At 41.6% G+C, this 18966-nt stretch carries 23 protein-coding genes and 1 pseudogene; 18 read left to right on the top strand and 6 right to left on the bottom strand.

Annotated elements, in window-relative coordinates; translation table 11 throughout:
* Nucleotides 1–40: 40 nt before the first annotated feature.
* Nucleotides 41–223, bottom strand: a pseudogene (locus ACHZBG_RS14975) (helix-turn-helix domain-containing protein); the annotation flags it as partial.
* Nucleotides 224–343: 120 nt separating this feature from the next.
* On the opposite strand from ACHZBG_RS14975, the gene ACHZBG_RS14980 reads away from it, so the two are divergent.
* From ACHZBG_RS14980 to ACHZBG_RS15055, 16 genes are all read left to right on the top strand, one after another.
* A complete protein-coding gene (locus ACHZBG_RS14980; protein WP_320130270.1) occupies nt 344–1087 on the top strand; it encodes a hypothetical protein in 744 nt (247 codons plus the stop codon).
* A 2-nt stretch (nt 1088–1089) separates the two neighbouring features.
* Complete coding sequence (locus ACHZBG_RS14985; RefSeq protein ID WP_320130271.1) at nt 1090–1359, top strand: helix-turn-helix transcriptional regulator; 270 nt, start codon at nt 1090–1092, stop codon at nt 1357–1359.
* A complete protein-coding gene (locus ACHZBG_RS14990) occupies nt 1356–1649 on the top strand; it encodes a hypothetical protein (protein ID WP_320130272.1) in 294 nt (97 codons plus the stop codon). Before ACHZBG_RS14985 ends, ACHZBG_RS14990 begins: the two co-directional genes overlap by 4 nt.
* Nucleotides 1639–3738 carry a transposase domain-containing protein gene (locus ACHZBG_RS14995; RefSeq protein ID WP_320130273.1) on the top strand — a complete coding sequence of 700 codons (2100 nt, stop codon included), beginning with the start codon at nt 1639–1641 and terminating at the stop codon, nt 3736–3738. Before ACHZBG_RS14990 ends, ACHZBG_RS14995 begins: the two co-directional genes overlap by 11 nt.
* Nucleotides 3735–4655, top strand: coding sequence for an AAA family ATPase (locus ACHZBG_RS15000; protein ID WP_320130274.1), 921 nt, complete (start codon nt 3735–3737; stop codon nt 4653–4655). Before ACHZBG_RS14995 ends, ACHZBG_RS15000 begins: the two co-directional genes overlap by 4 nt.
* Nucleotides 4642–5103 carry a hypothetical protein gene (locus ACHZBG_RS15005; RefSeq protein ID WP_320130275.1) on the top strand — a complete coding sequence of 154 codons (462 nt, stop codon included), beginning with the start codon at nt 4642–4644 and terminating at the stop codon, nt 5101–5103. Before ACHZBG_RS15000 ends, ACHZBG_RS15005 begins: the two co-directional genes overlap by 14 nt.
* Entirely contained in the window at nt 5100–5594 is a 495-nt protein-coding gene (locus ACHZBG_RS15010) for a phage protein GemA/Gp16 family protein (RefSeq protein ID WP_320130276.1), read from the top strand. Before ACHZBG_RS15005 ends, ACHZBG_RS15010 begins: the two co-directional genes overlap by 4 nt.
* Nucleotides 5591–6205, top strand: coding sequence for a DUF3164 family protein (locus ACHZBG_RS15015; RefSeq protein ID WP_320130277.1), 615 nt, complete (start codon nt 5591–5593; stop codon nt 6203–6205). The genes ACHZBG_RS15010 and ACHZBG_RS15015 overlap by 4 nt, the downstream gene beginning before the upstream one ends.
* A gap of 23 nt (nt 6206–6228) precedes the next feature.
* A complete protein-coding gene (locus ACHZBG_RS15020) occupies nt 6229–6918 on the top strand; it encodes a hypothetical protein (RefSeq protein WP_320130278.1) in 690 nt (229 codons plus the stop codon).
* A 179-nt stretch (nt 6919–7097) separates the two neighbouring features.
* A complete protein-coding gene (locus ACHZBG_RS15025; protein WP_320130279.1) occupies nt 7098–7253 on the top strand; it encodes a hypothetical protein in 156 nt (51 codons plus the stop codon).
* 14 nt (nt 7254–7267) lie between these two features.
* Nucleotides 7268–7465, top strand: coding sequence for a hypothetical protein (locus tag ACHZBG_RS15030; protein ID WP_320130280.1), 198 nt, complete (start codon nt 7268–7270; stop codon nt 7463–7465).
* Between the two features lie 23 nt (nt 7466–7488).
* Nucleotides 7489–8217, top strand: coding sequence for an HNH endonuclease signature motif containing protein (locus ACHZBG_RS15035; RefSeq protein ID WP_320130281.1), 729 nt, complete (start codon nt 7489–7491; stop codon nt 8215–8217).
* 3 nt (nt 8218–8220) lie between these two features.
* Nucleotides 8221–8478, top strand: a complete 258-nt coding sequence (locus ACHZBG_RS15040) for a hypothetical protein (RefSeq protein WP_320130282.1) — start codon at nt 8221–8223, stop codon at nt 8476–8478.
* A complete protein-coding gene (locus tag ACHZBG_RS15045; protein ID WP_320130283.1) occupies nt 8475–9041 on the top strand; it encodes a hypothetical protein in 567 nt (188 codons plus the stop codon). Before ACHZBG_RS15040 ends, ACHZBG_RS15045 begins: the two co-directional genes overlap by 4 nt.
* Before the next feature lie 313 nt (nt 9042–9354).
* The gene (locus tag ACHZBG_RS15050; RefSeq protein ID WP_320130284.1) at nt 9355–9918 is read left to right on the top strand and encodes a site-specific integrase; all 564 of its coding nucleotides are present in this window, start codon (nt 9355–9357) and stop codon (nt 9916–9918) included.
* Nucleotides 9919–10216: 298 nt separating this feature from the next.
* Nucleotides 10217–11407 carry a hypothetical protein gene (locus tag ACHZBG_RS15055; RefSeq protein WP_320130285.1) on the top strand — a complete coding sequence of 397 codons (1191 nt, stop codon included), beginning with the start codon at nt 10217–10219 and terminating at the stop codon, nt 11405–11407.
* Nucleotides 11408–11730: 323 nt separating this feature from the next.
* On the opposite strand, the gene ACHZBG_RS15060 is transcribed toward ACHZBG_RS15055, so the two are convergent.
* The 5 genes from ACHZBG_RS15060 to ACHZBG_RS15080 all read right to left on the bottom strand — a co-directional run bounded on the left by ACHZBG_RS15060 (nt 11731) and on the right by ACHZBG_RS15080 (nt 17320).
* The gene (locus ACHZBG_RS15060) at nt 11731–12597 is read right to left on the bottom strand and encodes an AraC family transcriptional regulator (protein ID WP_320130286.1); all 867 of its coding nucleotides are present in this window, start codon (nt 12595–12597) and stop codon (nt 11731–11733) included.
* Between the two features lie 164 nt (nt 12598–12761).
* Entirely contained in the window at nt 12762–14084 is a 1323-nt protein-coding gene (locus ACHZBG_RS15065) for an alpha-glucosidase/alpha-galactosidase (RefSeq protein WP_320130287.1), read from the bottom strand.
* A 145-nt stretch (nt 14085–14229) separates the two neighbouring features.
* Nucleotides 14230–15060, bottom strand: coding sequence for a carbohydrate ABC transporter permease (locus ACHZBG_RS15070; protein ID WP_320130288.1), 831 nt, complete (start codon nt 15058–15060; stop codon nt 14230–14232).
* A gap of 11 nt (nt 15061–15071) precedes the next feature.
* Entirely contained in the window at nt 15072–15857 is a 786-nt protein-coding gene (locus ACHZBG_RS15075; protein ID WP_320130289.1) for a sugar ABC transporter permease, read from the bottom strand.
* Nucleotides 15858–16033: 176 nt separating this feature from the next.
* Nucleotides 16034–17320, bottom strand: coding sequence for a sugar ABC transporter substrate-binding protein (locus tag ACHZBG_RS15080; RefSeq protein ID WP_320130290.1), 1287 nt, complete (start codon nt 17318–17320; stop codon nt 16034–16036).
* A gap of 390 nt (nt 17321–17710) precedes the next feature.
* Between ACHZBG_RS15080 and ACHZBG_RS15085 the strand changes: the two genes are divergently transcribed.
* Entirely contained in the window at nt 17711–18199 is a 489-nt protein-coding gene (locus tag ACHZBG_RS15085) for a hypothetical protein (protein ID WP_320130291.1), read from the top strand.
* A gap of 331 nt (nt 18200–18530) precedes the next feature.
* Nucleotides 18531–18965: a hypothetical protein gene (locus ACHZBG_RS15090; RefSeq protein WP_320130292.1), complete on the top strand. Its 435-nt coding sequence runs from the start codon at nt 18531–18533 to the stop codon at nt 18963–18965.
* Nucleotide 18966 lies beyond the last annotated feature (1 nt).

Here is an 18966-nt window from a genome sequence, read left to right on the forward strand (position 1 = left end):
CGCCTACTTCTTGGTTTAGAAACATGGGGCCATTCCCTGTGATAAGCCAATTTAAGTTAATTCCTAATTCCGATAATTGCTGCTTTAATTCATCAGGAACTGACCTTTTATTCAATTCATAATTTGCATAAGTAGTTTGGGGTAGCCCAAACCTTAAACCGAATTTGGCTTGCGATTCTTTGAATGATTCCCTAATCAAACGTAGTCTGTCGTTAATGGTCATTATTACCTCAAATTTCGATTGACATATAAGCCAATTCAAGTTAACCTATATTTGAGTTGATACTTCAACTTGGCATATATTATCACCGCTTTTATGAAGGTACAAGGAGAGATGCAAAGAATGGCAAAGAATAAAGAGATCATCCCATCAATGAAGGCTTGGAATTATGAAGAGAGTGTGGCTGCTTCAAAACCTCTTGTTGCTCTATACAACAAAGTGTCCCTTGATCTGGTGCGTGAGCTTTATGCAGCAAGGGAAGCACTGTCTAATCCTGGATATAGAGCAGATCTGACCTCTGCTGACCTAGTAACAAATGTTACTAGGTTACATACATTCAAAGATTATCTTGAGGAAATTGGGATAAATAAAATGACAGCCAATCGCTGGCTCGCTCTCTACTCTCCTCAGGAAGACAAACTATATACCCGTGAAGAACTGGAAGAGAAGTTTGAAGCCCTGTTCCTTACCATCAGAAAGAAGCGCCTGAAGCAATTTGGCTGGGCTCCCGAAGGATGGACTGAATCCAATGAACGGAAATATCAGACCTGGCTCAAGATGCAGGATACTCAAAAAAGCCTTGAGGAAAAGGGCTATGAGCAAGCTGAACTTTTTAGCCGTGAATATTTCAATCTGCTTGCTCGACAAATGCAGGACGATCCAACTCCTGCCGAGATCCTCCATTTCAATGACTTGTGTGAAACATACTCAGGCAGAGTGACTTCGGTCGTGAAGGTCGAGGATCAGATGACCATCGTTCAGGTAGTTGAAAAAGCACTGAGCCTTTTTGATGCAGATAAACGTCCGGAGATCGGAAGATCAATCGCAAAAGTGATAGACGACTTATCACTACAAATGGAGGTATAGGAATGAATGGGAATTTGCACACATTTATTGTTCTACACCTTGGCGAGCTGCACATAAGCCAGTCAGCCATCGCAAAGAAGTGTGACTGTTCCGTGCAGATGGTCAACTACGTGATCATGGGTCGTAGGAAGTCAGCTTCAGTGCAACAGAAGATTGCCAGGATCCTTGGCTTCCCTACTTGGGAATTACTGGAGGATGCAGCAGAGACTATTGCTCCTCTGCTCTCCGTCATCCTGAATCGTCCTTCTGACGGCAAGGAGGCCACGGCATGATATCCACTGATTTCTATTCAATCTGTGGGGAGAGAGTCTCTTCCTATGAAGCGACAGTCTCGATCCCAAGGAAAGCGCGCGTACTGAAAAAAGAAGAAATGAAAATTGTCAATGCCATTCCTTTCTACCCCGCGACGACTTCGATTTCCAGGATAGCAAAGGAAGCAAGGCAGACGCCAAGCATGTGTCTTCTTGTAATCAATTCGGTAAGCATCTGCGAACAGTTTTTGATCTGTTCTGATGGAAAGAAGATTTCGCGACTTAAGGGGGACCTTTCTAATGTGGATTAGTATAAAAGACCTAGCCTCCGCCGTGGGAAAAACACCCAGGGCAATACAGATCAGAGTAAAAAAAGATAAGTCGATAAACACACGGCAGAAAGATGGGAAAACCCTTGAGCTGTATGTCCCCTCATTGCCCGCTGACTGGCAGACTGAAGTGGCCAGAAAAGGATTGTTGAATGTAAATCAACAGTCATTAAACACTCTTGTCCCTTCAGCACAATTGGCTGTTCCTTCTGTAGCGAGCATATCAGGCCTTGGCTCAAAGCTTACTGAATCACAGCGTAGACGCATGGCAATTGCTTCGAAACTCCAGCAACGCCCTGTTGGTACCCAGAAGATGCGATGGGTATCTTCCGTCGCAAGAAGCTACGGCGTAAGCGTATCTACAGCAAGGAGAATCGCTTGCGAGATAGAAGATCACGGGACGATCGAGAAGCTACGAAACTCGGGAAGATATACCAAGTGGGATCCGGAAGCTTCAGGATATCTGAAGGCTTTCTTCCTGCAAGCTCTTGCTGAGCATGGGGCCTGTGCGCGATCAACTGCCTGGCTTGCTTGCCAGAAAGAAGCTAGCGAAAAAGGATGGCAGATCGGTAGTCGCACCAGTGCATACAACCTTCTCAAAGAGATCCACCCTCTTCTTATAGAGAAAGCGCTAGGAGGTCGTCGTGCCCTGGATAACTACTTTTATATCGCCAGGAATTCGGGCCTTCTTGCTCCTATGCAAGTTGTCATTGGTGACCAGCATATCTTTGATTTCTGGGTTGCCGATTATGAAACCGGAAGGATATGGAGACCTGAATGCTATCTCTGGCTTGATATGCACACCAAGCTCCTCTATGGGATCGCTTTTGCAGATAATCACTATAACTCGGACACCGTCAGGGATGCTTTGAGAATGGGATTATACCGCTTCGGAAAACCTGATTGTACTTATAACGACAACGGCTCATCCGAATGTAGCAAGGCCATCACGGAAATGGTTGACGATTTATTGCGATTCGGAGTTCAGGCCAGGGACTATAGCGATCTCTATAAAACCTCTGATGGGACATATGTCGTCTTGGATAAGGCTGAAGAGAAAGCCGTTGATATCGCTGGGTCGGAAAATGAATGGCGGGCAAAGCATAGGCGGATTTATGCGAATGTGAAGAATGCGAAGACGAAAGACATCGAGCGTTTTTTCAGGACAATCGAGGAAAGGCTTGACGGCAGACTTATTCCAGGCAGGTGCGCAACCCCGGGAGCAGCTGCAGCCATCGATGAAATCGAGCGAGCAAGACTTGATAGGCAAAAAGAAAAACATGAGCTGCTGACCATGGAACAATTTGTCAGGGTTGTCATTGAAGAGCTCCAAACCTATGAGAACACCAGGCATTCAACTTTGAAGATGTCTCCCCGCCAGCAACTCGAAACAGATATTGCGAAAGGCTTTGATCTTGATGGACGCAGATTCAAAAACAGCATGGATATAGAGATCATTACTGCAAGTCGCAAAAAATGCAGGGTACAGCGTGGCCGTGTCCTTGTCGACAATATCTGGTACCAAGGAGCCGAACTCGAGGCTGGTAATGATGATCTGCTGGATGTAGGACTTTATCGCAAAGATGGAGAGAAAGTAGAAGTAAGGTTCTCGGAATATGATCGGAATTTCTGTTTTGCGATCGTAGATGGCGAAGCCAGGAAACTCTTGCCGGTCAAGAAGATTCCGATGCTTGACAACACTTTGATGATAGAGGCCCTACAGACAAAGAATAGGCAGATCCGTGCTGTCTCTGATGTCTTCAATGCCATGACAAAAAAGATAGGGTCAGTCATGTACAAGCCCCCTGAGCAGGAAAAGGTAAGGAAGGTAGAACCGGAGGAGTCTGGGGTTTCAAAGGAAGTGGTGAAGCGTCCTGCGCTCCCCTTCCTGCCACTGCATCCGACTAGACAAGCAAGATACAAATGGTGCCTGGACATGCTCATCGCAAGGCATGAGCTGCCCAAAAAGGATATGGAATGGCTGCATGATTATCGGCACTCAGAAGAGTACCAGGAATACATAGCCTATTGGACAAATTACGAGCAACAGCTCGAGGAGGGAATTATATGATCAGTTTGAAACAGGCAATCGAAAAGTCGGGTTTGAGTATGAACAAGGTCGCAGATCGGCTTGGAATCTCTGCTAGTCAGGTCAGCCTTGTCTCGAGTCACAACTACTCGGCATGGGAAGACCGTGAACGAGAAATTATTGAAGGTATGGTCGCAAATGAACTGCTCTTGAAAGAGGACGCTGAGCTGGAAATCTTTGCCATGCCTGCTGGTAAGCTTCGTGTTGATCCCAACAAATTCATCATTACACAGAACGTCATGGCCATCGATACGCTAGCAAAAGATTTGCTTGATCCGGCGACTACTCTCAATGCATCTATCGGGGTTGTCATGGGTCACGCAGGCTACGGAAAGACTACTTCTATCCAGCACTTCTGTGCGACGAATGACAGGGCCATTTATACCCTTTTCATCGAGGGGTACACCCTCAATATGATGATGCAATCAATCGTCAAGGAATTCAGGGCAATCCCGGGACGATCGTTCTCAAAGAACCTGGAATCAATCAGAACTGCCACGGCTGTCTACCGGCGATTGATTGTCATCGATGAAGCTGATCGGTTGCCCCTGCGCTATCTTGAATCCCTTCGCGGTCTCAACGAAGAATGTGGGGTACCTATTCTGTTGGTCGGGGAACATACCTTGCAGTCGAAGATGTCTTCACTCCCACGTCTCGAGTCCCGAGTACGGGGAACCCCTGTTGTATTCTCTTCTCTCTCCCTCTTTGATGTAGGGTCTTTCTGGAAGATAGCTGTGGGCATCTCTCTTGATGGACAAGATCAACTCAAAAAGATGTTGCTTACAAGAAGTCGTGGCGATTTCAGGATCCTTGTCAATGACGCTCATAGGATTGTCTCTGCGATGAATGCGTCGGGCAAGCCTACCCTTACCAAGGAGGTCTTGGATGCCCTTAAGTAAGGAGGACAGGAACCTCGTTTTCAATACTCCCGTGATAGCAAGGCAACTGCAGAAATACATCGAGGCAAAGCGTGAAGTATCGTTGGCATCCATCAGGGAGGTCTTCCCTGAGATATCACCAAAAATCCTGGAACGCCAGCTTGCTCAGCTGAGGAATCGGGGGATCGTGACGATGAATACCGGTGTCTATATCGCTACTTACGATCAGCCGGTGCAGGGGGAATCCGCTGACCATGCCTGGCAGGCTGCCAGGATACTGGTCCGGTTTAAACCGGAGGATATCGCAAGGGTCGGAGGGATAAATATCGAGCATGCCCGGCAACTCTGCCGGACATGGCGTCAGGCAGAATTCCTTGTCGTGATCGGACGATGTGGGAAAGTCCCGATTTACAAGCTTTACAAAGATCAATCAGTGCGACCTATCATCGCGCAAAGGAGAAAACAATGAGCAGGAATTCGAAGTTGGCAAGGATACATCTGGCAAAACTGAAAGCAGAGACCTGTTCAAGCTGCGGAAAAATCCTTTTCTGTGTATCTGGAGAATGTCCGGAATGTGGCTGCATGTCAAGGGCGTCCCTAAAAGACCAGGAGTATAGGAAGCTCCTTGAAAGTCTTACAGGGAAGACCTCTTGCCATGACATGAACGATAACCAGTTAAGGAAGGTCATGGACCTTTTTGATCGCGCTGGTTTTGCAAAGGCCTATCCCTATGAACCGCCTCCGGAGCGTAAGCAAAAATATGCGGTTATCAGGCAGATTGAACGCCGGGCAAAGATTGTACTTGGTCCGGGATGGGCGATTCGTGTCGACGGTTTTTGTACAAAGACTTTCGGGAAAAGCGGGCTTACGAACCTGAATCCGGTTCAGCTTCGTAATGTAATCGGATGGATTAATAGGCTCGACAAGAGCCAAAAGAAAAAGGCGGGAGAAACAAAGTGAAAAAAGAATTGAACGGAAAAACCTATTATGAAAATTCTCGGGGAAGTCTTGTCCCGGAAGAACTCATAAAGCCTTACGACCTTATCAAAGATCAGACAGTGATGCTGTGTTTTCATCAAGTCATGGAACTCCGGAGTCAGATGGAAGAAGTAAAGCTACAAGTAATGCAGTCCGTCTCGGAACTTCAAGATGTCCTGGCTTCTGAGTACAAGGTAAAGCTTGGGGGGAAGAAAGAGAATCTCTGCGTGACCAGTTACGACGGTTCGATCAGGATCATTGTTGCAGTCAATGAATATCAGAGCTTTGACGAAAAGATTCATATCGCAAAGCAAGTGATTGATGGCTGTATTGAGCGTTGGTCGGAAGGCACTAATGCAAACCTGAAGGCAATTATTGACCAGGCGTTCGCATTGAATCAGTCAGGCCATATGAACATCCGGTCAATCGTGGGGTTGCGTAAGCTCAATATCGAGGATGCCGACTGGGTGAAAGCCATGACCATAATCTCGGACAGTCTCCAGACAGTGACAAGCAAAAAGTATTTCCGTGTCTATCGCCGTGATCCGTTTGGCAAATACCAAATGATCGATTTTGATCTCGCAAGTATCTGATCTATAAAAACAAGGAGCAAAGTGTGATTGAAGAACTTGACCTGGACATCCAGATCCCATCTGCAGATGAACTGCTGAAGGTTGCCTTGCAGGATGGTAAACGCTTCTTCAGTAAACGTGACTCTGCAAGGATCCTTGGGATAACTGTTGACCAGGCTGGAGACCTCATCACACTTTGCCGTCTTGATGCTTTTCTTATTGATGGAGAATACAGGATCCATTGGACTGCGATTGATGATTTTATCAATGGTTTTGAAGTGATCAGGCACCAATATCTTGAGTATTCAAATTTCACTCAATATAGGGAAGTCAGGAGGTTCTTCCAACTTCGTAGATTGATCAGAAAAGGAGGGACTATCGACCAGGCAAAAGTGTTGCTTAGACGGCAGAACATAAGCCCCTGGTTAATCTGGGAAATGGCAGATCGAAGATTGCCTAAAAGAGATCTTGATAACGAAGAAAAAGATCTCCAGGATTGGTACGATCTTCCTTCGATGGAACTCCCGCAAGAAGATTCTTGCCAGGGCTGGGCAGACCTTATCGGTGTGAAATCCTCTTCGATTGGCTCTCATCCTTTTGAAATCCTATCTTTCTTTGATATGTACGACTGGTTCGTTGAAAGGGAGGTTGTCAACCTTCCCATCCCCTATCGTGTCTCGGCTCAAAGAGACGTGATGAAGAATAAAGATTACGGGCAGCTTCTGCTGTTCTGAGGTGGGTATGAAAGCAATAAAAATCTTGGTATCGAAAAACGGAAAACTTGTTGGCATCTATCAATCGCAAATAGCTGCCGCTATCGCAACGGGCATAAATTATCAGCTCGTTATAACTCTAGGAAAATCAGGAGGCTCCTGCAGGGGGTTTACTTTTAAGAGATGCCAGGAGGTAGCCCATGCGTAATACTGTGAGAGCTATAGGCCTGGTGGTCTTTTTTGTGGGCTGTTACCTATTGGTTTTGAATATCTGTTTCAATGTCAGATCTTACCGTCTTGGTATGTCGCTTTTTATCCTCGGGACAGCAATGACACTTGCTCCCTTGGCGCTCTAAAAAAGGAGCAATAAATGCCAAAAATATTGGAGCAGATAAAGCTATGGTCTGGGCTTCAGATCATATGGAGAGGACGAAAGGTCTATCTAATCTCCGCTATTCAAGAAGACGATGGGAGTTTCACTGTTCACTACCAGGACAAGATTGGAACCATGATAGTTTTTGATGTTGCTGTAGATGAGCTGAAGAGATCCAAGGTGATAGAAGGATAAACTTCTGAAAGAGGGCTAACAAAATGTCAAGGAAGAAAACTGAAATGCGGATACGGGCAGAAGCAGCAGGGATAAAATATGCCACCATATACAACAGGATTCAAAGTGGAATGTCAGTGGATGAAGCTTTTATGACTCCTGTAAGAGGATCTAGATGGAGCAAAAAAGTTCATGACTTTATTTATGAGCATTACCAGGGAATAGATAACCAGGAACTTGCTAGCTTAATCAATAAAAAACTGGGAACAAACTTCACTAGGGAACAAATAAAAGTCTACAAGAATAACCATCATTTAGACAGCGGACTGACTGGCCATTATTCTAAAGGGCACGTTCCTGCAAACAAGGGGAAAAAGCTTGAGGAATTCATGGAATCAAAAACACTTGAATTGTTTAAAAGTAATTTCTACCCAAAAGGTCACTCCCCGCACAATACCCTTCCTATTGGTACCGAGATTCTTCGACCTGACGGATATACTTGGGTAAAGATATCAGGGAAGAATCAATGGAGACAGAAACATCGAATCCTATTTGAAACTTATCACGGTTCAAAAATTCCTGCCGGTAAATGTGTGACTTTTCTGGATGGGGACCGACAAAATTTTACAATGGAAAACCTGGCTTTAATTTCAAAAGACGAGAACAAGTATCTTAATAAAATGGGCCTTCGATTTAAAGACAAAAACATGACAAATACTGGAATAGCCTTGGCCAGACTTAAATCAACTATAGCCAAAAAAGAAAGGAGCTAACGCATGGGAACCAAGAATACCTTGCTTGATCTGAATGATTATCTATTTATGCAGATCGAGAAACTGAGTGATGATGATTTATCTCAGGAAGAACTAGAAAAAGAGATTAAGCGATCAAAGGCAATAGAACAAATTGCGAGTCGAGTGATTGGCTGTGCGAGCGTAGTGCTTGATGCTGCTAAGTTCAATAGTGATTTTGAAACTAAGGGAGAGGCCCCTAGACTTCTTACCGGTGATAAAAATAAGGGGTTACCAAAATGAATGATACATTCTGTAAAATTGGATTTTCGCATGATTATCCAAAGCTTCACGGGCAGACTTCTGCACGATTATTGGCTGTTGAGCCGATTACAATAGACGATAATACTCCTAAGGCCTTGCTTGATTATGATACGACCACCTTAGATGGCAATAAGTATCATTTGGCTGATGGAGAGTATATACAGTTGATTTTTTTGGGGAACTTACGAATTCCCTTCTGTACAATCAGAAGGCAGACATATGAGAAAATCAAGTTCTATCAGGCAGTAATTGGCCAAGAATTTGATATATATGTAACTAAGGATTTTGAGTACCCGATAGATCGATCTGATAAAGAATCCACGGATATGGGAAAATGTATGGTTCGAGCTGATGTACTCAAGAGAGAGCATGTAATCATTCAAAAAGATTATATGGAATTCTTGGTTCGTCTGGTAAATGAACACAAGGGGAATTGGCATACCGCAGTTAGTAAATGGATGAAAGACTTAGATAAAGATGAAGAAGTTGTCGTCTATTGGGCTACTATTTTTGGATGGTCATATGAAAGACAGATGCACTAATTAAATAAAGAAAAAAACCAGCTTGGTATAGGGCTGGTTTTTTATGCCTCGGATTTATGCTCTCAATCGTGGGTTATAGTTTGAGAACCCAACTAAACATAATCATTTTTGCCCTTACCAGATATCTATTTTAAGGAATCCAATAATGATCCACTTCTATTTAAATAGTGTTTACACGCTGTTTAATAGAGCTATGAAAACATGCTATAGCACGGTAAAGCATGGAAAAACATGATAAAACTTTTCATTCATTTCGGGATTTAGTGTTCAAATGGCTGGATTTTTTGTTCAAAAATTTTGGATTGTACAGCTCATGAAGATTTGGAGGGAAGAAGAGTATGCATATTTTTTTTTCATCCTGGCAACAACTGGCATGAGAAGAGGCGAAGCCAGAGCCTTGAAGTGGAAGCATGTAATTGAAGATAAGAAGCGAAATGGATTGTTGGTTGAACAAGCCATCAAGGACGACGATACCACAGGGAGCACCAAGACAGGGAAAAGCCGAGTTGTGGTTTTAAGCCAGAGAGCAGAGGAGATTCTGGAACATTGGAAAGCGAGTACGCCTTTTCATGATCCAGAGGATTTAATTTTCTATGGAAGGAATGGCAGCAGGCCAATCATGGGAAAGACATTGCAAAATAGATTCCAGAAAGCTTTGGAAAAAGCAAAGATTGAGATTAATGGAAGGAATCTGGTAATCCATTCTTTTCGCCACACCTACAACACCCTTCTGAAGAATGTACTTCCCTTGGATATTCTGCAGGAGACTACAGGTCATAGTTCAGAGAGCATGACAGAGCGCTATAACCACCCTTCTTTGAAGGAAAGCTATAGCAGGATTCTGGAGCATGAAGATGCATTCGATGGGCTGTTCTGATTATTCCAAAGGATAGTCATTGTTTCCCGCTACGCTCGGTGATTTTGGCAAGCAAGCTCACTCAAAATATACATAACAACAGAAGAGAAGAATTCAGAGATTTTCCTAACAGAGCCTTGGTTATTGAGCCAAGGTTTTGTCTGTATCAGGAGGAAGCCAAAGAGTCCTGAATATGCCTAAACGGCCAGATATGGAGTAATAGATAAACCAGCTATATATCGTATCACAACCTTTTTTTATAGAATATATTGAATAATCGTTATAGAATATTTTGAAATATGTGCTTAAGGTGGTAAAGATGTTTAGGCCAATAGACGATTTGCAAGACAATAATAGAAATATTATCCTACTCTTAGCTACAGTTCTAATACTATCACTGGCTACCAATTTATTAGCTTCACTACTATTTAAAATGATTAATAATTTGTTTGTGATTATAATTCTATGCTTGATATCTCTATTATTCGGAATACTACTCTTAAAAAATATCTATTTTTCACATCATAAATATGTTATTCGCCTATATGGAGGATACTGGTATAACCTAAAGTCAAAAGAATTGGAGAAAGTCAGTATTTCTGGCTATGAATTTAATAATGATTTTCATCGATATTTATTTAGTTTTCTGAATGAAAATAAAGCTTTCAAGAATATTTTCGAAAAAAATAAAAAAGGTATCACCATAAACAAATCTTCTTTTGATCCGACAATAAAGGACAAACTTACTATTCTTCGATCTACACTTGAGGTGGTAGTTTTAGATTTTCTACAATTGCACCTTAATTCATATTTCATAAAAAATGAAATTAATGATTTTGAGATAATCAAAATTACTAGGGATAATTTAGATCCTAGTATATTAAAAAATCGTGTACTTGATTCTATCACTAAAGATATGGATGAACGAGAAGCTTTTATAAACGATAATAGTACATCATTAAAAGAAAAAAATTGTTCTGTTGTTTATTCTATGTCGAAAAATGGAATTTTTTATAATAGATTAGAAATCGAATTACCTTCTGGTACAACAATCCACAGGAATAATGAGGGATTTATAGAAATTGATAATAAGTTATTTAAATTGACTATTGTTCCTATCGTAGAAGGTTATTCTTCAATTGTGTCATCTGTTCTTTTTGAAGATGGCAATTATAAATGTGGAGAAAATATATCACTTAATCTCGAAGTTCAAATAAAGAGAAGTTTCATTATTCCAAAAAAATCTATTCAAGTATACCAATGGTTGGATTCATTTTTACAAGCGATTGAGGAATACATTTCAATCGATAAGCTAGAAAAGAAAATGAAGGTTGATGTTCTACAGTTGATTATTAAAAATTTAAAATCTTCAAATAATATTTTTATCCAAAATAACAACTCAAAAATTGTTAACACAGCTCACAAATCTCGTATTGCAAAAACTCCTGATGATATTCCTGTTAATAAGAAATGGGATGTAGGAGGCAACTCAAGCAAAATGCTTTTCTAGATTCTACTACACCAATTCTACATCAAATTTCCTAATACTCTCTAATATTGATGTAGAAACACTGATAATTCCTGATAAAACTACTTGTACTTTTCTGCTTATATATCTATATCTATCAATCTTTTATGATAGTGTTTGATAACTGCTGATAAACCTCAAATAGCGCCTTCTAAGCAGTAGGTCGTAGGTTCGAGCCCCACTTGGCGTAGTAAAAACAATTCTTAACAGAATATAGAGATACCACTCATTGAGTTGGTATCTTTTTTATATCTCATCCTTCACTCTTCTTATTCCAGGCATCAAAGCTACCTCTTCGCTTTGACTCAATGGCTATTCTGTTTCCTGAATCTTGAAGGTGAAATATGGTAGTAGGCCTTGAAGGCCTTTGAAAATGCAAGCTCATCCTCAAATCCTACATTCCTGGCTACTTCAGAAATATGAAGATTCCTGGTAATCAACAGACTACAGGCATTTTCCATTCTGACCGAATTGAGAAATTGTTTTGGAGAAACCTGATAAGCTTTCTTGAAACAAGAAAACAGATAGTTACGACTGACCCCAACAGTATTGGCAAGCTCCTCTATTTTGATTGGCTTGGAAAAGTTCCTCATTATATGGTCATAGGCTTGGGAGGCATGCATGCAAAACTGATCATCAGAAGCTTTTTCTTTGGGTTCCTGTGCATTGTAATCATCAATCAAGTCAGCCAGAAAAAGAGAAAAACAACCATTTCGCCTCAATTCATTTGCATAGGTGGACTGATACGTGGCAACCATATTCTCAATATTTTTCTGGAAGTTATCCAAAGCACAGACACACCTGACTGGAGATCGCTGGGAAAATCCAGCCTTGAACAGACTCTCCAAAGCCAGAAGGCCCGAGAATCCCACCCACATATACTTCCAGGGATCTTGTGCATCTGCCGTATACTGGGCGCTTACACCACGGGGAATGAAAAAAGCTTCATTTTTTGAAAGATGATACACATTCCCGTTCATCTTCAGTATGCCTTTTCCCTTTAGTATAATATGAACAAAGCAAGTATCACGAATCTCCGGTCCATTGTTATGCAAAGGTGAACATTGCTGTATTCCACAGTAACACAACGAAACATCAATGACTGATTTTCTCACCTCATCCAGGCTGACAAATCTTGATGATTGATTCAGTATTATACCATTTTCATCCATAAGCGCCCCTTGAAGATGTAACAAATGCCACAAGCTTCACCAAGAAGAATACCACACTTATAGGAATATTCGTTGGGCAATAACTCCATGGCACTTGTATCATGCTTGTCGAATAGTCTCCGGCAAGCATGGGAATATAGTACACAAGTGCTTGATGAATTGGCTTATTTATACATTTTCATGTAATCCCCATGTGCCTCAATAAGCTCGTCACAGAGTTTTACGATATCATCGATGGATAATTCACTTGCCGTATGGGGATCCAACATGGCAGCTCTGTAAATATCCTCCTTCTTCTTTGTAACAGCAGCTTCAATTGTCAGCAGCTGTACATTGATATTGGTCTGATTCATTGCAGCCAGTACAACAGGAAGCCTTCCTACCTTGCAAGGACTTATACCATTGCCATCAACCAGACAAGGAACCTCGACACAAGCGTCAGTGGGAAGATTATCGATCAACCCGGAATTCAAGACATTGCCACCAATCTTGTAGACCTCATTCTTCGTAACAGCCTCCATTATATGGGACGCATATTCTAAAGAACGTTCATGGGTAATCTTGCCATTATCAAGTATCGTAGCCTTCTCTTCCTGCCATTCCTGTATCTGCTTGATGCACCTTCTAGGATATTCATCCAAGGGAATGGCATACCTCTCGACCAATTCAGGGTACTTGGCCTTGAGAAAAAATGCATTGTATTCCGCGTTATGTTCACTGGACTCCGTACAATAGAACCCAAAACGCCGGATGTACTCAAAACGAACCATATCAGTATGCGTTTCCTTCAAATTCTTTTGTGCTGCACGTTTCCTGATCTCAGGATACAGGTCATTGCCATCCTTATCTTTGAGAGCAAGAAGCCACCCCATATGGTTTATTCCTGCTATGGTCTCCACCCTACCCTCAAGTTTGTCTTCCATGTCCAATTCCTTCAGCAAAGTTTCTGAACAAACTTGTACACTGTGACATAATCCAACAGTTCGTACTGCAGTATACCGCTGCATATATCCTGTAAGCATTGCCATGGGATTCGAATAATTCAGGAGCAAGGCATCAGGACATTCAGACTCAATATCCCTGGCAAAAGCATCCATGACAGGAATAGTCCTCAAGGCCCTCATGATGCCCCCTATTCCCAACGTATCAGCAATGGTTTGCCTCAAACCATATTTCTTGGGAATTTCAAAATCGGTGATGGTGCAAGGATCATATCCCCCTATCTGAATGGCATTGACGACAAAGTTGGCATTTTTCAATGCGGCTTTCCTGTTCTCTTCTCCCAGGAATGTGAAAATCCTTGCCCGTCCCTTGTTAATATTCTCATTGAGAGCCTGAATGATCAATGATGACTCCTCAAGTCGCAAGGCATCGATATCATACAAAGCAATTTCAGCTTCCCCTAAAGCAGGGGTACACATGCAATCCCCCAAAACGTTTCTTGCAAATACCGTACTTCCCGCTCCCAAAAATGTAATCTTTACCATATTCTATTCTCTCCTATATATGTGAAGGCAATGGTGTTATTGCCGAAAAATAAATCAGGGTATAAGTCGTATCTTCCCTGCATCTCATTTTTTACTGAAATGTATCGCAAAAGGACTATTCTGGTGGAAACTCAAATGCAAGATATCAAAGCTTTCCCCCTGAAGTGGCAATTCCTTGCATGAATTGTTTCTGGAAGACAAAATACAGAACAATCATAGGAATACAAGCAATCAGGGAAGCTGCCATAAGCTCCGGATAATGGGAAGAGTACTGACCCTGCATTTTTGCAAGGGCAGAGGCCAGCACCAATGAATTTTTGTCAGTATTGACAATCATCGGCCACATCAAGTCCTTATAAGCAAAGACTGCCGTAAAGATACTCAAGGCCACCACACCCGACTTCGTCAAAGGTGCCATGATGTATAGGAATGTTTTCCCGATATTAAGCCCATCCAGTCTTGCCGCTTCTTCCAATTCTTTTGGCAGAATCATATAAGTTTGTCGCATCAGGAATGTACCAAAGGCCGAGACCAAGCCAGGGAAAACCAATGCAAAAAGAGTATTGGTCATATGCATTTTTGTTACCATCTGGTACTGGGGAATGATAAATATCTGCGTAGGAATCATCATCTGGAACAGAACCAAGGAAAAAGCCAAGTCGGCTCCCTTGAACTTCAATCTTCCAAACGCATAACCAGCCATGGAGGCTGTCACCACAGCACAAAGGATACGGAAGAAAATCATCAGCACCGTATTTTTATAGAGAAGCAAGAAATTCATGTTTTTGAATACAGTCTTGTAGGAGGTGGCATCCCAGGTTTTCGGCAAAAATGAAAACGGAGCAATTTGCGTCGCTTCGGTAACCGTCTTGAAAGAGGTGAGAAACATCCAAAGGAAAGGAACCAGCATAGTTATGGAAACAAGTATCAGAAACAGATGAATCAATAGGGAACTTGCCCTGGCCTTGGTCGTCATATCCATACCTCCTAGTTATAATGGACCCATTTTTTCTGGGCTATCATTTGAATCACTGTTATCGCCAGGATCAATACCAAAAGAATGACCACGATCGTAGAACCATAGCCTATATCTTTCATCACAAATGAATATTGATAAAACAGGTAAACGAGTGACTGTGTCTTCGCTAGTGCCGGGTTTGACCTATCCATAACCATATAAATCAAATCAAACACCTGCATTGCAGCAATGAGACGAGTCACCAGGACAAAGAAAATCGTTGGTGAGATCATCGGTACAGTTATATATCGGAAGCATTGAAAACCATTGGTTCCATCAAGCTCTGCCGCCTCATAGTATTCTTTGGGAACTTCTTGCAAGCCTGCAAGAAAAAGAATCATGTTATAGCCAATATCAGACCAAATGCCGATTATTGCTATTGAAAAGACAGCAATGGAAGGATCCGATATCCAGTGGGTGCTGAGATGAAACATATTGTTGATAAGTCCGAACTGAGAGTTGTACAGCCACCGCCAAACCATGGCAATGGCAGCAGGGGCCGCAACCATAGGCAGGAAATAAATTGTCCGGTATGTCGATTTCCCATGCATTTTTCTATTGAGCAGTACCGCCAGGACAAGAGCAATGACAAGGGAGAACGGAACTTCAAGTAACGTATACTTGAATGTATTGATGACTGCCTGACCTACAGAGGAATCAGAAAACAGCTTTCCGTAGTTTTTTGCACCAATAAAGACATTACCTCTACCAAAATCCCCTGTCTTGCAAAAACTCTGGTAAATCGTCTGTATCATTGGATAGATATTCAGAATTATCAACCCAGCCAACGTAGGCAATATCAAAAGCCAGCCCCAAAGAAAGGAATTTCGCTTTGTAACATTTTGTAAACTTTGTATTCGCATTGCTGATGATCCTTTCATACCAAAAGACAACCTAGGCGGATTGAAACAATCCGCCCAGGAAACCAGACTTACTCTTCTGCCAGAATTGCATTCATTTTACTGGCAGCTTCAAGGCACCCTTCTTTCATGGTGATTTGCTTGGTCCAGACTTTCAGCATACTATCCTTGATAGCTTCCTCCCATTTCACAGTGTTCTTGGAATAGGGACGTATTACCATATCTTTCTGCATATTGAGGTAGGACTGTAGATGGAACTGGGGAACACTATTCTTCCAGGCATCGGAAGTTCCCTTGTATGCAGACATGGTTATACCAAGTTTAGCCTGCTTGAGCTGCCCTTCCTTGGAACAGAAGTATTCAACAAGTTTCCAGGAATCATCGGCACGGGTTGTATTTGCGGCAATTGCCCAACCAAGACCATTATAGATTGAACATTGTCTGCCTGTACTCGCAGTTTTAGGTAACATGGCAACATCACAATTTGCCAAGGTATAGGAGTTATCCCTAAAGGCAGCCAACAGCCAGGACCCTTGTAGAGTCATGGCAACCTTTCCAGATTCAAAAAGCACATCCTCACCACTTTCTGACATTGTCTCCTGGGACGGCATCAAATTTTCATTGATTATCTTTTCCATGAATTGCATGGCTTCAATGGTTTTGGGGTTATCCATTCCAGAGGTTTTCTTGTCATCGGAAATTACATACCCATTGTTACCATAAATAAGGTTATACCAACCTGCCTGGTTGTTTGTATTGACATTTGCAAAACCATAGACACTTCCATCAGCCTTTGTGATTTTCTTTGCAGCTAAATACAAGTCATTCCAGGTCCAATCATCGGTAGGATAGGCAACACCGGCTTCATCGAATAAAGTCTTGTTATACCAAAGACCAATGGTATCGATATCCTTGGGTACTGCATAATATTTCTTGTTATACGTATAAAGACCAAAAATATCAGAAGGATAATTGCTTGGGTCAATTTCAGAGCTCTTCTTGATCTTATCGGTTACATCAAGCAACATGTCATTTGACATATACCGCTGTGATTCATTCGAATGCATCCAGAAAACATCGGGTAACGAACCACCTTGAGCCCCTGCAGAAAGAAGGGTCCAGTAATTATCCCAGTTAACCACCTGAATTTCAGCTTTTATCCCGGTTTTTGCAGTAAAATCATCAATGATTTGCCTGATTCCAGGCTCTTGGTTGCTATCCCAGATCATCACAGTCAAGGGCTTTTCTGAACTTGTTGCATTCTTTTTTGTAGATTCCGCAGTTTCCGATGTTCCATTTGCAAAGGCAAAGGAAGCTATTACGACTAACACCATTACCAACGATACAACTTTTTTCATTCTCAATTTCTCCTTTTTTGATTTCGCCTAACCAATAATAAATATAGCCAAATGCATGCAAATATAAACTGAAAGATCTATTTATAGCCTTTTTTATATTGATGGTAATTAATATGATAGATGCTTGAAATGCGTTTTCAATGTAAATTTGTTACGACAATATGGCAAAATGTTCTGTAATTGAAAATGCTATAAGCTAAAAACCCAAGAATTCGAATATTACCATCTAAATGACATCCAAGATGCCTGAACTATTTTTAAGAGTGATTAAAAAAGATGGTTGAAATCGGATTCCCTATTTTTTATATACTTTAATATTGCTTATAGTAATTTATATGTACATATGGTAAGATAATCTTTTAAAGAAATGTAAAAAGGTTCAATATCTTAATGAAAAAAACTATCCTCCCAATTTCTTTGATTTTCTTGATTGTGATGCTAACCAGTTGTGCGACAATACTGAGCGATAGTAATTATCCAGTAACTATTACGAGTGCTCCTGCTGAAGCAAGAATATTGATTACTGATAACACCAATAGGTTGATTTATACTGGAAGCACGCCTGCAACAGTTTTTCTCAATGCTGGAAATGGTTTTTTTACAAGAGCTTCCTATACAATAACTTTTGAAAAGGCTGGTTTTGAACCTTCCATCTATATATTGACAAGCACCCTTGATGGATGGTATTGGGGCAATCTGCTTGTAGGAGGTCTTTTTGGCATGATTATTATCGATCCTGCAACAGGATCAATGTGGAAGTTGGATCAAAACATATCAATGAAATTAAATCCCAAAATTGCATCGTCTGGCTCCATTTCCATAATGAGCTATAATGATATTCCCCAGGACTTGCGGAATAAATTAGTAAAAATCAGCTAATTTTCTGCATATCCAAATTTTCTTTCTGAGAAGGGAAAGGAAAATTACTTGTCTTCTTGTATCCTAAGATTTATCCAGACAAGAGAGCTTTCCTTTTGGATTGTTCTTCGATCTTTTGGCAATCTTGATTTATTTTGTCATTGGGGAAAACCTTTTTTCTTACAAAAGCGACTTTATGTAACGATATAGGATTCTACCTGTTTACTAGTATGAAGGGATGTTTTTAAAACAATCCATTTCATAGGAGATAATTATCATTAAAACTCATTCGCTGTTCGTTATCCTTCTCTTGTTGGTAAGCACATCCGTTTTCGCCCAAGGAAATGTAGAAGTGCTTGAAAAAACGACTTCCCTGGAAGGAACCATTGAGTTGATCCAGAATCCAGCTGAGAAACCGACAGTTTATCTGATTCAAGAAGACGGTACAAAAATTGAAATCATGCTCCCAGAAGGTGCTGTTACCCAGCTACAGCTTAAAGATCAGCAACAGTGCCAGATCGAAGGCATTTTCCTCGGTACTCCTACACAAGATAAAATCCAAGAAAAACTGTTTGCTCGGTTGCTCGTCAGGGATCGGGAACGAATACTGATCGATACCCCTAAACAACTCACAACACAGGAACTGGCACAGCTCAAAACGTATCAGGATGAACAACTGCAAATCCAAAAGCAACTTCAGCAGTCCTCCAAGAAGATTGATAGTGGAGACGCCACTGGCAATGGTACTGCCAAAGAAACCTCCAATGGAAGCAAAGGCGGAAAGTAAT

The sequence above is a fragment of the uncultured Sphaerochaeta sp. genome, assembly GCF_963676625.2.
GTDB lineage: Bacteria > Spirochaetota > Spirochaetia > Sphaerochaetales > Sphaerochaetaceae > Sphaerochaeta.